This is a genomic window from Hymenobacter crusticola (assembly GCF_002154225.1).
GTDB lineage: Bacteria > Bacteroidota > Bacteroidia > Cytophagales > Hymenobacteraceae > Hymenobacter > Hymenobacter crusticola.
Genome location: NZ_MTSE01000007.1, coordinates 1 through 11,797 on the forward strand (window position 1 = coordinate 1; position 11,797 = coordinate 11,797).

An 11,797-nucleotide genomic window follows, 5' to 3' on the forward strand; every position below is an offset into this window, starting at 1 on the left:
TTTTGCTGTCGTCGTGCTCCAGCCATACCACTGGCCAGATCATCCACGTCGACGGCGGGTACGTGCACCTCGACCGTGCCTTGGCTAACGCGTAACTAGTTGAGGAGCGTGCCTACGTCTTTCAAATCGCAGGAACACGCTCCGCGCTTCTAGCTCCTGACTCCTAGCTTCTTTTAGAAAAATGAATACGTTAGTTTGCGAACAGCCAGGCCAGTTTGCCTACGCGGAGCGGGAAACGCCCGTCGCGCCCGAAGGGTATAGCTTGTTGAAAATTCGGCGCATCGGTATCTGCGGCACCGATTTGCACGCCTACGAAGGCACCCAGCCCTTCTTCGCTTATCCGCGCGTGCTCGGCCACGAGCTAGCCGGCGAAGTAGCAGATGCGGGCGCCGCTGAGGGGTTCACAGTGGGGGAGGCCGTCACGTTTATTCCGTATTTCAACTGCGGCACCTGCATTGCCTGCCGCTCGGGCTTGCCCAACTGCTGCACCCACATCAATGTATGCGGCGTGCACATCGACGGCGGCATGGCCGAGTACCTAGCCGTGCCTTCCTACTCGCTGGTACACGGCGAAGGACTGAGCTTCGACGAGCTAGCTTTGGTGGAGCCGCTGGCCATTGGTGCCCACGGCGTGCGTCGCGCCGCCGTCCGGCCCGGCGAGTTTGTGCTGGTAGTAGGAGCTGGGCCTATTGGCCTTGGCATCATGGAGTTTGCGCGCATCGCCGGCGCCCATGTCATTGCCATGGACATCAACGAGCAGCGCCTAGCTTTCTGCCAGGATAAGCTACGCGTGGCCCACACCGTCAACGCCCTAGCTCCCGACGTAACCGAACAGCTTCGGCAGCTAACGAATGGCGACATGCCCACCGTCGTGATTGATGCCACGGGCAGTCAGCGGGCCATCAACAACGGCTTTCAATACCTAGCCCACGGCGGGCGCTACGTGCTGGTAGGTTTGCAAAAAGGCGAAATCAGTTTCTCGCACCCCGAATTTCATAAGCGCGAAGCCACGCTCATGAGCAGCCGCAACGCTACGCGCGAAGACTTCGAGCACGTCATTGCCTCTATGAAAGCCGGGCAGGTAGACCCTACCACCTACATCACCCACCGCGTAACATTCGGGCAGGTGCAGGAGGAGTTTGCCAACTGGCTTAATCCGGCCAATGGCGTGATCAAAGCCATGGTAGAGCTGTAGAGACACATACTTGTGTCTCGTCGTTGCTGATGTTGTTTAGGCCAGTTTGTTCTGAGCCGGGCCATGCCGCTTAACGACGAGACACAACTATGTGTCTCTACAATCCCGGGAACGTTTGCATAAATAATCTTGCTGCTGAGCGTTTTTTACGCTGAAAATGCGGCGTACTTGGGTGTCTGCTTCCAACTCCACCCGTATGCACAACCGCCTGCTGACGAGTACCGCCATCCTAGGTTTTCTCCTGATAACGGCCTTTGCCTCACCGCCAAACAAAACCACTGTTTACCTCATCGGCGACTCGACCATGTCGATTAAAGAGGTAAAGAACTACCCGGAAACGGGCTGGGGTATGCCGTTCGCCATCTTTTTCGACGAAACCGTGACGGTAGACAACCGCGCCCAGAACGGTCGTAGCACCAAGAGCTTCGTAGCCGAAAACCGCTGGCAGCCGGTAGCCAGCGCGCTCAGGGAAGGCGACTACGTGTTTATCCAGTTTGGCCACAACGACGAGGTGCCCACCAAGCGCAGCTACACGCCCGAAGCCGACTACAAGAACTATCTGATCCGCTTCGTCAGCGAAACGCGCGCCAAAAAAGCCACGCCCATCCTCATCACGCCCGTGGCCCGCCGCAAGTTCGACGCGGCCGGCAAGGTAGAAGGCACCCACGAGGTCTATTCCGAAATCGTGCGCAAAACCGCCCAGGAGCAGAAAGTCGCCCTGATCGACCTAGACCGCGAAAGTCAGGCGCTGTTGCAACAGTATGGTGTAGAGAACTCCAAGCTGCTGTTCAACCAACTCGTGCCCGGCGAACACCCCAACTACCCCGACGGCAAGGAAGACAACACGCACTTCAACGAGCTAGGTGCCCGCAAGATGGCGCAGATCGTGCTAGCCGACATTCGGGCCCTGAAACTAGACCTCGCCAACCACATTGTGCAGCGCCAAGCCGCCAAGACGGTAGATGCGCAAGCCAAGTAAAAGTTAGGGTTAAAACTCCAGACCGTCATGCTGAGCTTGTCGAAGCATCTCTACCGCTTCGTTGCTAACACCGTTTAATTTACCATTGCGGTAGAGATGCTTCGACAAGCTCAGCATGACGGTCTTATGCTTCTTACCTATGAGAATATTTTTTTCCTGCATAAAGAAAGCCTGGCCGCTCAGCCTATTCGTACTGCTCGCTTTTGCCGGCGCGCCGCCGAAGAAGATCAAGCTTTACCTGATCGGTGACTCAACAATGGCGAATAAGGTCAAGCAAACCTTCCCCGAAACGGGTTGGGGCATGCCGCTCGTTACCTTCTTCGACTCGACGGTGGTAGTCGATAATCGGGCGCAGAACGGGCGTAGCACCCGCACGTTTTTGGCCGAAAACCGCTGGCAGCCCATCGTGGATGCGTTGCAGGAAGGCGACTACGTGTTCATTCAGTTCGGCCACAACGACGAGGCCGAAAACTACCCCGACCGCTACACGCCGCCCGAGGACTACCGCAAAAACCTCATCAAGTTCGTGACCGAAACCCAGCGCCGAAAAGCTAGCCCGGTGCTGCTCACGCCCATCACGCGCCGCAAGTTCGACAAAGACGGCCACCAGCAGGAAACGCACGTGGCCTACTCGCGCGTGACCACCGAAGTAGCCAAGCAGTACAAGGTGCCGCTTATCGACCTCGATAAAATGAGCCGCGACTTGGTGCAGCAGTTTGGCGCCGAAAACTCGAAGCTATTGTACTTGCAGCTCGCCCCCGGCGACCACCCGAATTACCCGTACGGCAAAGAAGACAACACGCACTTCACGGAGCTAGGTGCCCGCAAGATGGCGCAACTAGCCATAAACGAAATCAAAGCCCAACACCTGCCGCTGGCCGAGCGCCTAGCCAAGCCATTGCCCAAAAATGCCGTGCCGCCCACCAAGGGCAAAGACGCACAACCCACCACTCCATGAAGAAACTGTTTGCTCTGTTGTGCCTGAGCTGGCTGCTGATCGGTCGCGCCTTTGCCTATGATTTTGTGGTCGCGCAAGATGGCAGCGGCAACTACCGAACGGTGCAGGAAGCGTTCAACGCCGTGCCCGATTTTCGCAAGAAAGTCACAACCATTTTCATCAAGAAGGGCGTGTACAAAGAAAAGCTGGTGCTGGCCGGCTCGAAGAACTTGGTGAAGATCATTGGCGAAGACCTGACCAAAACGGTGCTCACCTACGACGACTACAACCAGAAGAAAAACATCTTCGGGGAAGACAAAGGCACCTCGGGCTCGTCGAGTATCTACATCTACGGCGGCGACTTTTCGGCCGAGAACATCACCTTTCAAAACTCCTCGGGGCCGGTGGGGCAGGCGGTAGCCGTGTGGGTAGCCGGCGACAAAGCTAGGTTCAAGAACTGCCGCTTCCTGGGTTTTCAAGACACCTTATATACGTATGGCTACGGCAGCCGCCAATACTATAAAGACTGCTACATCGAAGGCACCGTGGATTTTATCTTCGGCTCCAGCACCGCGTGGTTCGAAGACTGCACCATTTTCTGCAAACAGAATGGCTACGTCACGGCAGCTTCCACCCCCGATAGCACCCGCTACGGCTACGTGTTCAAGAATTGCAAAATCACGGGCGACGCACCGGCGGGTAGCTTCTACCTAGGTCGGCCATGGCGACCTTACGCCAAAACCGTGTACCTCAACTGCGACCTAGGTCCGCACATCAAGCCGGAAGGCTGGGACCATTGGGGCAATGAAAACAACAAGAAAACCGCCTATTACGCCGAGTACCAGAACAAAGGCAAGGGCTTCCAGCCCAAGCAGCGCGTGCCCTGGTCGCACCAGCTCACCGACCAGGAGGCGAAGGAGTACACCCGCGACAAAGTGCTCCGCAACTGGAACCCCACCCAAGACTAACGATGCTTTTTCGAAAGCAACTTCCGGTGGCCGGCCCGTGCTAGCTGCACAGGCGTTGCACGCTTAGCTAGCAAACCAGCTTATCGCAGACGGAACCAAGCGGCGCACCTAAAAAGGCAGTTGCTGTTGTGGAGGCTTTGCTGAAAAGGTAAACTTAAGCTCGTGTGCGGAGAGCAACCGTGGAAATAGACTCAGAGGCAGGATAAATTATTTGGCTGTAGTGCAACCAATGGCCGCAATCTGGCCTCTTCCTACTATCCTCGGTTACTCATAATTTTATATGAATAAGTACTATTCTGTTGCTAGTCTACTCTTTTTATTTGTTGGGTTGTCGGTAGCCCGAGCACAAACCTATTTGGCGTCGGCTCCGGCGCCCGCGGGAGAGGCTACTACGCGCAAACCTGCCTACTTACGTCTCGGGTTAGGCACAACCTATGACATAAATGGCGGTTATCGGTGCGGGCGCCTATCCGTAGAATACGCTCCTATGCTCACGCACCATTTCGGACTAGCGAGTCGGATAGTAGGAGTATTGGGGAAGCCTACCAACCGGTTTGAGCGGCAAGTTCCTCATCAGGAGTATAAAGCTGGTTATCTGGAGCAGGAAGCTGTTTTTTATCCTTTCGGTGCTGATAAGAAAGTGCTTTTCGGCGTCGGCGCTGGTGGCTTTTTAGGCTATTATAAAAAGAGTACCTATTCGTATTTATCATTGGTGTCAGGCAAGCTCACGGACTACCAGCTTGCTGCGTACGAAGGATTTCATGGCGGCTATTTGCTGTCGTTGAACCTAGATGTAGCCGTAGGTACTGCGCAGCGTTGGCGCGTTGGACTACGATCGAGCGTTCAGAACGGCACGGGCGGCAACACAACTTCTCCTACGCACAGCCTGACCATCGCCCGGCGACTGTAAACCATCAAGACTACGCGTAAACTGTAAGGGGTATGTCTTGGGCGCAGTATCATCGGGCCGCTAACTCTACTTTGCTGATCGTGGGGTTGTCTGCCGGAGCAGCAACCGCGCAGTCATCGGCTACCTACGCCAAAACCGCTCAGGCGCTACCGACCGTCGAGCCAGCACCCGAACCCATTGACCTACGCCTGAGCCTTGGCACTACCTACGACGGCGAGGGCGCCTACCGATGCACGCGCGTCGCCTTGGAATTTGCTCCTGCAATTTCCAAAAACCTAGGGACGGTCATTCGGCTCGCCAGTGTGGTTGGAAGACCTAACAGTCTGCTAGAGCGGCAAGCGCCTAACCAAAACTACAAATCAGCTTACCTCGAACAGGAATCCGTGTTTTATCCTTTCGGCATCCACAAACGGATTCGGCTCGGAATAGGTGTTGGTGGGTTTGTGGGTTATTATGAAAAGAACACGTACGCCTACCTGAAAGCCGTAGCCGGAAAGCTGACGGACTACAGCTTAGTTTCGCGGGAAGGCATGCACGCCGGCCTAGTAGGCTCGCTAAACCTGGACGTTGCCATAGACGCCGCCCAACGCTGGCACTTCGGGATCAAATCAGCCGTGGAAAATGGTATCGGTAGCAACAGGATATCGCCAGCCCACAGCCTCACCGTGGCCCGTCGCTTGTAGCGCAACTTACTTTGGCAAGCCTCCCCTTCTAGGCGAGGGCAACAGAACAGGTGAGTGCAGGCGGCCATCTTGCGGAGAGCATGCTAGGTTGAGGCTGTTTTGATGAGCAGGCTATCGTTCTGCGGTCCTGCTTTCACGTTAGCTCTTCCGTGCGATGCTGCCTAAAAGATTGAAGGACGACTTCTGGTTTGTCAAGGTGCTGGTGATGCTATGCAATCGGAGCAGTTCAAGCCCGCCTACGCCGTGGAGTTGAAAACGGTGCAGGATATCTTCGAAACACCCTCCAAGGAAACCTTCGCAACGTATACCAAAGACAGCCCCGACGAGCTGAAGCCCAAAGCAAACAAGTAGCTGCGTTGGAATACATCGACTCAGTAGGGCGTTCTTTATGCCGCGGAAAGGTAGATTTGTGTTATGCCAGCTAAATTAGAATCTATCCATTGCCGTGCTGAACAAGGCGTTTGGCTAGTTGCCAGCCGGCTGGCAGCTGTGTCGAGCCTCGTCTGCCTGGGGCTAGGTTTGTCGGCCTGCCAACAAACGAGCCCGACCGAACAAGCCACCGTTGCCACGCCCACCGCACAAACGATGTGCGTAGCGCCCACCTCAAAGCTAGGTGCGCAGGTCGGTAGTGAGCCTGTTGCCAACCAGGTCAACGCTGAGCCGCCAAAAGGCCCAAAGCCCACCGGCATGGTGTGGGTGCCGGCCGGCGAATATCAGATGGGCACCAACGACGAGCACAGCTTCCCGAACGAACGGCCTGCGCACGCGGTGCGCCTCACGGGCTTTTGGATGGATGAGCACGAAGTAACGAATGCGGAGTTTGCCCGCTTCGTAGCTGCTACCGGCTACAAAACCACTGCTGAGCGCCCCATCGATTGGGAGCAACTCAAAACGCAACTGCCACCTGGCACACCCAAGCCGCCCGAAGCAAACCTAGCTCCGGGCTCCATGGTATTTACGCAGCCCGATCACCCCGTGCCCCTCGACGACTACACGGCGTGGTGGCGCTGGGTAACGGGCGCAAACTGGCGCCACCCAGAAGGCCCGAATAGCACCCTGAAAGGTCGCGAAAATCATCCGGTCGTGCAGGTGTCGTGGGACGATGCCGTGGCGTACGCACGGTGGGCCGGCAAGCGCCTACCCACCGAAGCTGAGTGGGAGTGGGCCGCCCGGGGTAGCCTTGCCAACAAACGCTTCGTGTGGGGCAATACACCGCCGACAGCTAAGCAGGCCAACATCTGGGAGGGAAAGTTTCCGTATCAAAATACGAAAGCGGATGGCTACGACCGCACAGCCCCCGTGGCGTCGTTTGCCGCCAATGGCTACGGCCTCTACGACATGGCTGGCAATGTGTGGGAGTGGTGCTCCGATTGGTACCGCGCCGACGAGCACGTGACTTTGGCTAGCCTAGGCCAGTGCGAAAACCCCAGCGGCCCCAAGGGTAGCCTCGACCCCGACGAGCCCACCGTGCCGAAGCGTGTCACGAAAGGCGGCTCTTTCCTGTGTCACATAAGCTACTGCGAAAGCTACCGCCCCAGCGCCCGGCGCGGCACCGCCTTCGATTCGGGCATGTCGCACGTCGGGTTTCGGTGCGTGCAGTAAGGAACTAGCGTGGCGCATTCGCCGCGTGCTGGCTTCGGCGCATGGCGCGGTTGTCCTCGTGCTCAACATGGAGCGCATCAGGACTTTCCACAACTCGTCTCTATAGAAAGGAAGGCTCATGCCTTTGACGGGCACAAACCTAGTGTTGGTTGCAGCTTTTGGGCGAAGCTGTGTGAATATTAAAGAACGCCTTGGAAGTTGCCGTAGCAGGCTCTAAAGCATGTAAAAGTGAATTAAACCAAGGCAAATAGCAGTGGGAGTTGAACAAAATCATGGCATAAGCGAACATAAGCCTCGCTGCCCCGTACAAGGCCATACGAAAGACGCAAAGTCTTACACCCCAACTTCCCTCTCTCAACACAACCTCTCAACATGAAAACTGCATTCATCTTCGCTTCGCTTCTCGCTGCTGGTATCACCACTGCTTCTGCTCAAACTACCACCGGCACTACTGGCACCACCGGTACTACGTCAGGTTCGATGAGCACTACGTCGGGTAGCACTGGTACTACTTCGGGTACAATGAGCACCACGTCGGGTTCGACCACAGCTGGCACGGGCTCTACTACGTACGGCACCACAGCTGGTTCGGGCACGACTAGCGGCACTATGGGTACCACTAGCGGTACAACCGGTACTACATCGGGTTCGATGAGCACCACTTCGGGCACTATGAGCGATGGCTCTAGCAGCACGAGCGGTTCGATGAGCTCCGACAAAAAAATGAAAAAGTCTGGCAAATCAGGCAAAGGCAAAATGAAGTCGTCGTCTTCGTCGACGATGTAAGCTGCCTAGCTTTCTAGTTCAAAAAACCGTCGTTGCCAACTGGCAACGACGGTTTTTTTATGTCGAAGCCCATGGAAGTCGACTGTTGTCATTGCCGAAACGTATACCTTGGTCTAACCAATAAAGGGTTTGTAATCCCGTCTTCCGTATGAAACCGTTATACCTGACCTTCTTGCTGGCTGCTGGCTTGAGCCTGACAGCGAAAGCACAAACCACGACCACGCAAAACACCACCAACGCGGCTGCTTTGCCCCAGCCGACGGTGCCTCCCATTAACCTAGGTCCTCCAACTAACCAGAACCCAGCGGTAACTCAAAGCCCAATCAACCAAGCTACGATTGACTTAAAAGATCAATCTACCACTACTACCAAGGGGCAACAGGGAGTTACGGGTGCTGACTTTATTCAAGCGAACCGAAACGCTAATCTTCATCCGGCAAATAGGGTAAATAAGACGAAGACGACAGCTGAGCAGTCAGAAATCAACGCACTACGCACTGGGAAGAAAGCGGGAAGCAGCACGACAACCCAACCCACGACGGCTCCACGTCCTTAAGGTGTTTGCCTCTAGGGTACCGGGATTCGGTTGTGCTGAAATATTTCTTACTGAAGCCCAAGCACACGGTAAAACGCATTAACCTAGTTCCGTTTCAACCCAAAAGGGCGCTTGTACAAGTACAAGCGCCCTTTTGAGTTACGTATTATTTTGCAAGGACTTTTTCGGGGGCGAAAAAACGCGCTGAGTTTGGCCGCTGGCTATTGGCCAGAGAGGGAAGCGCCCGCCTGCAAAAGCAAGTCGCCAAGGGTACGCAGCTCCGCTTGCGCGTCGGGGTCGGCGTGCACGGCTAGCTCGGTAGCTTGCGAGCCAAGCATGCTCAACGAAGCACCAATAGCGCCGCCATCAAGGCCCGCATCGCCACTGCTCAGCAGCGACTGCAAGTTGCCTAGCTCGCGGGCCACGTTTTGCAGATCCGGGATGCCACTGCGTTGCAGCTGATCAAACCACGTATCAATGTTGAGGATGGCGTCGCTGAGGGGAATGCTGGTGAGGCCACGCTGCAACGTATGAATAGTTTGCGCCAAGTGGACGGCACCGCTGAGAAGTTGTTCGTCAGCCATGAGGAAAAGAAGAGTTAGTGAGGAGTAGGTGAAAAGGGAGGCCGTTAAGCCGTGGGCTCGGGTAAGGCCGGCACCCGACCTAGCTCGCGCAGGATCGCCACGGCTCGTAGCGCGCTGGCTTCCTTATCTTTAATTTCGAGCATAATGTCTGGCTCTAGGTTGCCAACGTTGGGTAGAAACTCGCGGAATAGCTCTTCTTCCAACGAAGAGGTATGCTTGCCTTTCCGCTCGCCGAGCTGCTGCGAGCTGTAATCCATCATCAGCGGACCGTCGAGGTTGGGGTCCCACGTGCCAGCAGCCAGTTGGAGGGCTTCGGCCATGGGCTCGCCATGGTTGAGGCACTCGTGGTGAAAGTTGTCGAACAAGATGGGAATACCGACGGCTTCGTGCACACGCAAACAATCTTGGAGGCTGAACAAACGGTCGTCGTTCTCGATTACCAAGCGTACGCGCACAGCTTCAGGCAAGGTACGGTAGGTCGCAATGAAGCGGCTAATAGCTAGGTCTCGGTCGCCGTACAAGCCACCCACATGAATCTGGAGCTTGGCTTTTGAGTCGAGCTCCATCAGATCGAACATGCTGCCTTGATACACTAGCTCCGCGATGCTGCGCTGCACAATGCCCTCGTCGGGCGAGTTGAGCACCACAAACTGATCGGGGTGAAAAGACACCCGCATGTTGTTGGCCTTGATATAATCACCGATCTGACGAAACTCCGCGGCAAAGTGGTGCTGCCACGGATAAGTGTTGATGGGGTGGGAGCCAAACGGTACGATGCCCGAGCTCAGGCGAAAGAATAGCAGACCGCGCTCCACGTTATACTCCAGGATGCGCTGCAAACAAGCTAGGTTGGTTGCCACCGTTTGCACGAGGCGCTCATCATTATAAGAAGCCAGCCGGAAGGTGGTGGCGGAAGTGCAGTCGAGCGTTTCGTTGACGCAAGGATAACCGATTCTCATACCTAGGCTTACGGCCGGCGCCCGCCGAGGTTGGCTCACCTCAGGGTACAATGAAGAAAGCTAGGTTAATTAAAAGGAAGAGTTTGCCTCTTTTCGAGAAAGGTTTGGGGCGGGCTAGGGGCGTAAAAGGCAGCCTAGCTTATTCGTAGCCGCGGTTGTCCTTGAAGTTGCGGTTGTATCGCTCCCGTTCTTTGCGGGCCTGCTCGGCTCTCCTCTGGGCTTCATCCGCAGCTTGCAGCGATTCTAGCTTGCGCCGCTCCTTGCCCGCTTTGGAGAATTGGTCATAAATCAGGCTAACCGGACTCTGAATAGTAACCTTCGGCGGACCTGGCGCGGTTGAGTCGACGGGAAACAGGGGAACCCGCTTAGGCAACCGCACGACACTGGTAGGCGACGCAGGCGGTTTCCGAAGGTTGCGTAGGGCTCTGTTGATCTGGCTGCGGTCGGGGCGGCCTTCTTCCACGCGCACTTCGCCGAGCAGCACGTTGCCGGGTACTAGCTTGATTTGCAGAATCATCTGAGAAATGCCCGTACGCCCGAGCGGCAGCCGCTGCGGCTGGTAGCCGACGGAGCTAAATACCAGCGTATCGGCCGAGTTGGCCACGTCGATGCTGAACTCGCCCTCGTTGTTGGCAATAACCCCTTGCTTGGTGCGGCTGATGAGCACCGTAGCGCCCGGCACCGGTTTGCCCGTGGAGGCATTCGCAATGGTGCCCGTCACGCGTACCTGCGCCGTAGCTGCCCCCGAGAATAGCAACAACAAAGGCAGCACTAAGTAAAAGCACCGAGGCAAGCTAGCCGGAAGAGTGGAACGCAGGGAATTTAGCACAAGCAAATAAACGTAACCAATACGCAAGGTAATGAACTCAAGAACCAAAAAAAGCCCGCACCGTTGCAGGCGCGGGCTTCTCAGCAGGCAATAAATCGACTAACGGCGCTTATTGCTCTATCTTCTGCTTCTTGCCATCGGCAGGCTTGGCCTTGATGGTGCCATCATCAGCGTCCATTTTCAGCTTGTTGTCTTCCGAATCCTTGAGTTTTACGTCGCCGTCTTTTTTTACTTTCAGCTTGTTGCCGGCCTCGTCTTTCACCTTCATCGGTGTCGAGTTGTCCACCATCACGCCCGAAGCCGTGGCCGAATTATCATCCGACGCCGCGCTGTTGTCGTCCATGTAGTTTGACTCGTCGTAGGTCGAGCGGCTCGATTCGTAGGCTGAGTATTGGGTAGGATCGGTGAAGATGCCCTTGAACTCCGTATCCGTGTCGGTGCCCACGCTCCGCATGTCCGCGGCCATGCCGGCAGTATCGGCCGTGTACTTCGATTGCAGCTCACCTAGGCGGCGCGAACGGTTATAGTAGGTATTCTCGATGCGAGATACCACGGCGGTGTCCGTAATCTTCATATCCGAAGCCATGCGCTGGGCAATGCGCTGAGCCCGAGTGTGGTACACGGCATCGTTATCAGTGGAAGCGGTTGCCGTAGCGTCCGTCGTCGTGGTGCTGGTGCTGGTAGCCGTATCGGTGGTTTTCTCTTGCGAACAAGAAGCCATCGTCAGCGCCGCAGCGCACGATAGCAAAAGGATGGTCTTTTTCATGAGGGAGATGGTGAGCGTACAGGAAATAACGCCGAATGTATTAGCGTTGGCGGATATACGGTCG

The 11,797-nt window shown here is 56.0% G+C and carries 14 protein-coding genes and 1 pseudogene; 11 read left to right on the forward strand and 4 right to left on the reverse strand.

Going from position 1 to position 11,797, the window contains the following annotated elements; genetic code table 11:
* From BXP70_RS30570 to BXP70_RS14250, 11 genes and pseudogenes are all read left to right on the forward strand, one after another.
* A pseudogene (locus BXP70_RS30570) lies at nt 1–95 on the forward strand (short-chain dehydrogenase); the annotation flags it as partial.
* 86 nt (nt 96–181) lie between these two features.
* The gene (locus tag BXP70_RS14210) at nt 182–1,195 is read left to right on the forward strand and encodes a zinc-binding alcohol dehydrogenase family protein (protein ID WP_086594764.1); all 1,014 of its coding nucleotides are present in this window, start codon (nt 182–184) and stop codon (nt 1,193–1,195) included.
* Nucleotides 1,196–1,391: 196 nt separating this feature from the next.
* Nucleotides 1,392–2,174 carry a rhamnogalacturonan acetylesterase gene (locus tag BXP70_RS14215; protein WP_086594765.1) on the forward strand — a complete coding sequence of 261 codons (783 nt, stop codon included), beginning with the start codon at nt 1,392–1,394 and terminating at the stop codon, nt 2,172–2,174.
* A gap of 139 nt (nt 2,175–2,313) precedes the next feature.
* Nucleotides 2,314–3,132 carry a rhamnogalacturonan acetylesterase gene (locus BXP70_RS14220; RefSeq protein WP_086594766.1) on the forward strand — a complete coding sequence of 273 codons (819 nt, stop codon included), beginning with the start codon at nt 2,314–2,316 and terminating at the stop codon, nt 3,130–3,132.
* Nucleotides 3,129–4,079: a pectinesterase family protein gene (locus BXP70_RS14225; protein WP_086594767.1), complete on the forward strand. Its 951-nt coding sequence runs from the start codon at nt 3,129–3,131 to the stop codon at nt 4,077–4,079. Before BXP70_RS14220 ends, BXP70_RS14225 begins: the two co-directional genes overlap by 4 nt.
* Nucleotides 4,080–4,359: 280 nt before the next feature.
* Nucleotides 4,360–4,989, forward strand: a complete 630-nt coding sequence (locus BXP70_RS29495; protein WP_143436504.1) for a hypothetical protein — start codon at nt 4,360–4,362, stop codon at nt 4,987–4,989.
* A gap of 32 nt (nt 4,990–5,021) precedes the next feature.
* Nucleotides 5,022–5,672 carry a hypothetical protein gene (locus BXP70_RS14235; RefSeq protein WP_086594769.1) on the forward strand — a complete coding sequence of 217 codons (651 nt, stop codon included), beginning with the start codon at nt 5,022–5,024 and terminating at the stop codon, nt 5,670–5,672.
* A 210-nt stretch (nt 5,673–5,882) separates the two neighbouring features.
* Nucleotides 5,883–6,023 carry a hypothetical protein gene (locus BXP70_RS29925; RefSeq protein WP_179197697.1) on the forward strand — a complete coding sequence of 47 codons (141 nt, stop codon included), beginning with the start codon at nt 5,883–5,885 and terminating at the stop codon, nt 6,021–6,023.
* A gap of 63 nt (nt 6,024–6,086) precedes the next feature.
* Nucleotides 6,087–7,274: a formylglycine-generating enzyme family protein gene (locus tag BXP70_RS14240; protein ID WP_218779798.1), complete on the forward strand. Its 1,188-nt coding sequence runs from the start codon at nt 6,087–6,089 to the stop codon at nt 7,272–7,274.
* A gap of 372 nt (nt 7,275–7,646) precedes the next feature.
* Nucleotides 7,647–8,060 carry a hypothetical protein gene (locus BXP70_RS29500; protein WP_143436505.1) on the forward strand — a complete coding sequence of 138 codons (414 nt, stop codon included), beginning with the start codon at nt 7,647–7,649 and terminating at the stop codon, nt 8,058–8,060.
* 148 nt (nt 8,061–8,208) lie between these two features.
* Nucleotides 8,209–8,616 (forward strand): hypothetical protein, encoded by a 408-nt coding sequence (locus BXP70_RS14250; protein ID WP_086594772.1) that lies wholly within the window; start codon nt 8,209–8,211, stop codon nt 8,614–8,616.
* 200 nt (nt 8,617–8,816) lie between these two features.
* On the opposite strand, the gene BXP70_RS14255 is transcribed toward BXP70_RS14250, so the two are convergent.
* The 4 genes from BXP70_RS14255 to BXP70_RS14270 all read right to left on the reverse strand — a co-directional run bounded on the left by BXP70_RS14255 (nt 8,817) and on the right by BXP70_RS14270 (nt 11,733).
* Nucleotides 8,817–9,179, reverse strand: coding sequence for a hypothetical protein (locus tag BXP70_RS14255; protein WP_086594773.1), 363 nt, complete (start codon nt 9,177–9,179; stop codon nt 8,817–8,819).
* A gap of 44 nt (nt 9,180–9,223) precedes the next feature.
* On the reverse strand, nt 9,224–10,177 hold the full coding sequence (gene uvsE, locus BXP70_RS14260) for a UV DNA damage repair endonuclease UvsE (protein ID WP_245849638.1): 954 nt from the start codon (nt 10,175–10,177) through the stop codon (nt 9,224–9,226).
* Between the two features lie 100 nt (nt 10,178–10,277).
* Nucleotides 10,278–10,901: a carboxypeptidase-like regulatory domain-containing protein gene (locus tag BXP70_RS14265; protein ID WP_179197698.1), complete on the reverse strand. Its 624-nt coding sequence runs from the start codon at nt 10,899–10,901 to the stop codon at nt 10,278–10,280.
* Between the two features lie 175 nt (nt 10,902–11,076).
* Nucleotides 11,077–11,733, reverse strand: coding sequence for a hypothetical protein (locus BXP70_RS14270; protein ID WP_086594776.1), 657 nt, complete (start codon nt 11,731–11,733; stop codon nt 11,077–11,079).
* Nucleotides 11,734–11,797: the final 64 nt, after the last annotated feature.

What these genes read in the sequence shown, in the direction of transcription:
- BXP70_RS14220 (WP_086594766.1), top strand. Translation starts at nt 2,314, where the DNA reads ATGAGAATATTTTTTTCCTGCATAAAGAAAGCCTGGCCGCTCAGCCTA.
- BXP70_RS14210 (WP_086594764.1), top strand. Translation starts at nt 182, where the DNA reads ATGAATACGTTAGTTTGCGAACAGCCAGGCCAGTTTGCCTACGCGGAG.
- BXP70_RS29925 (WP_179197697.1), top strand. Translation starts at nt 5,883, where the DNA reads ATGCAATCGGAGCAGTTCAAGCCCGCCTACGCCGTGGAGTTGAAAACG.
- BXP70_RS14215 (WP_086594765.1), top strand. Translation starts at nt 1,392, where the DNA reads ATGCACAACCGCCTGCTGACGAGTACCGCCATCCTAGGTTTTCTCCTG.
- BXP70_RS14255 (WP_086594773.1), bottom strand. Translation starts at nt 9,179, where the DNA reads ATGGCTGACGAACAACTTCTCAGCGGTGCCGTCCACTTGGCGCAAACT.
- BXP70_RS29500 (WP_143436505.1), top strand. Translation starts at nt 7,647, where the DNA reads ATGAAAACTGCATTCATCTTCGCTTCGCTTCTCGCTGCTGGTATCACC.
- BXP70_RS14235 (WP_086594769.1), top strand. Translation starts at nt 5,022, where the DNA reads ATGTCTTGGGCGCAGTATCATCGGGCCGCTAACTCTACTTTGCTGATC.
- BXP70_RS14270 (WP_086594776.1), bottom strand. Translation starts at nt 11,733, where the DNA reads ATGAAAAAGACCATCCTTTTGCTATCGTGCGCTGCGGCGCTGACGATG.
- BXP70_RS29495 (WP_143436504.1), top strand. Translation starts at nt 4,360, where the DNA reads ATGAATAAGTACTATTCTGTTGCTAGTCTACTCTTTTTATTTGTTGGG.
- BXP70_RS14240 (WP_218779798.1), top strand. Translation starts at nt 6,087, where the DNA reads ATGCCAGCTAAATTAGAATCTATCCATTGCCGTGCTGAACAAGGCGTT.
- BXP70_RS14225 (WP_086594767.1), top strand. Translation starts at nt 3,129, where the DNA reads ATGAAGAAACTGTTTGCTCTGTTGTGCCTGAGCTGGCTGCTGATCGGT.
- BXP70_RS14250 (WP_086594772.1), top strand. Translation starts at nt 8,209, where the DNA reads ATGAAACCGTTATACCTGACCTTCTTGCTGGCTGCTGGCTTGAGCCTG.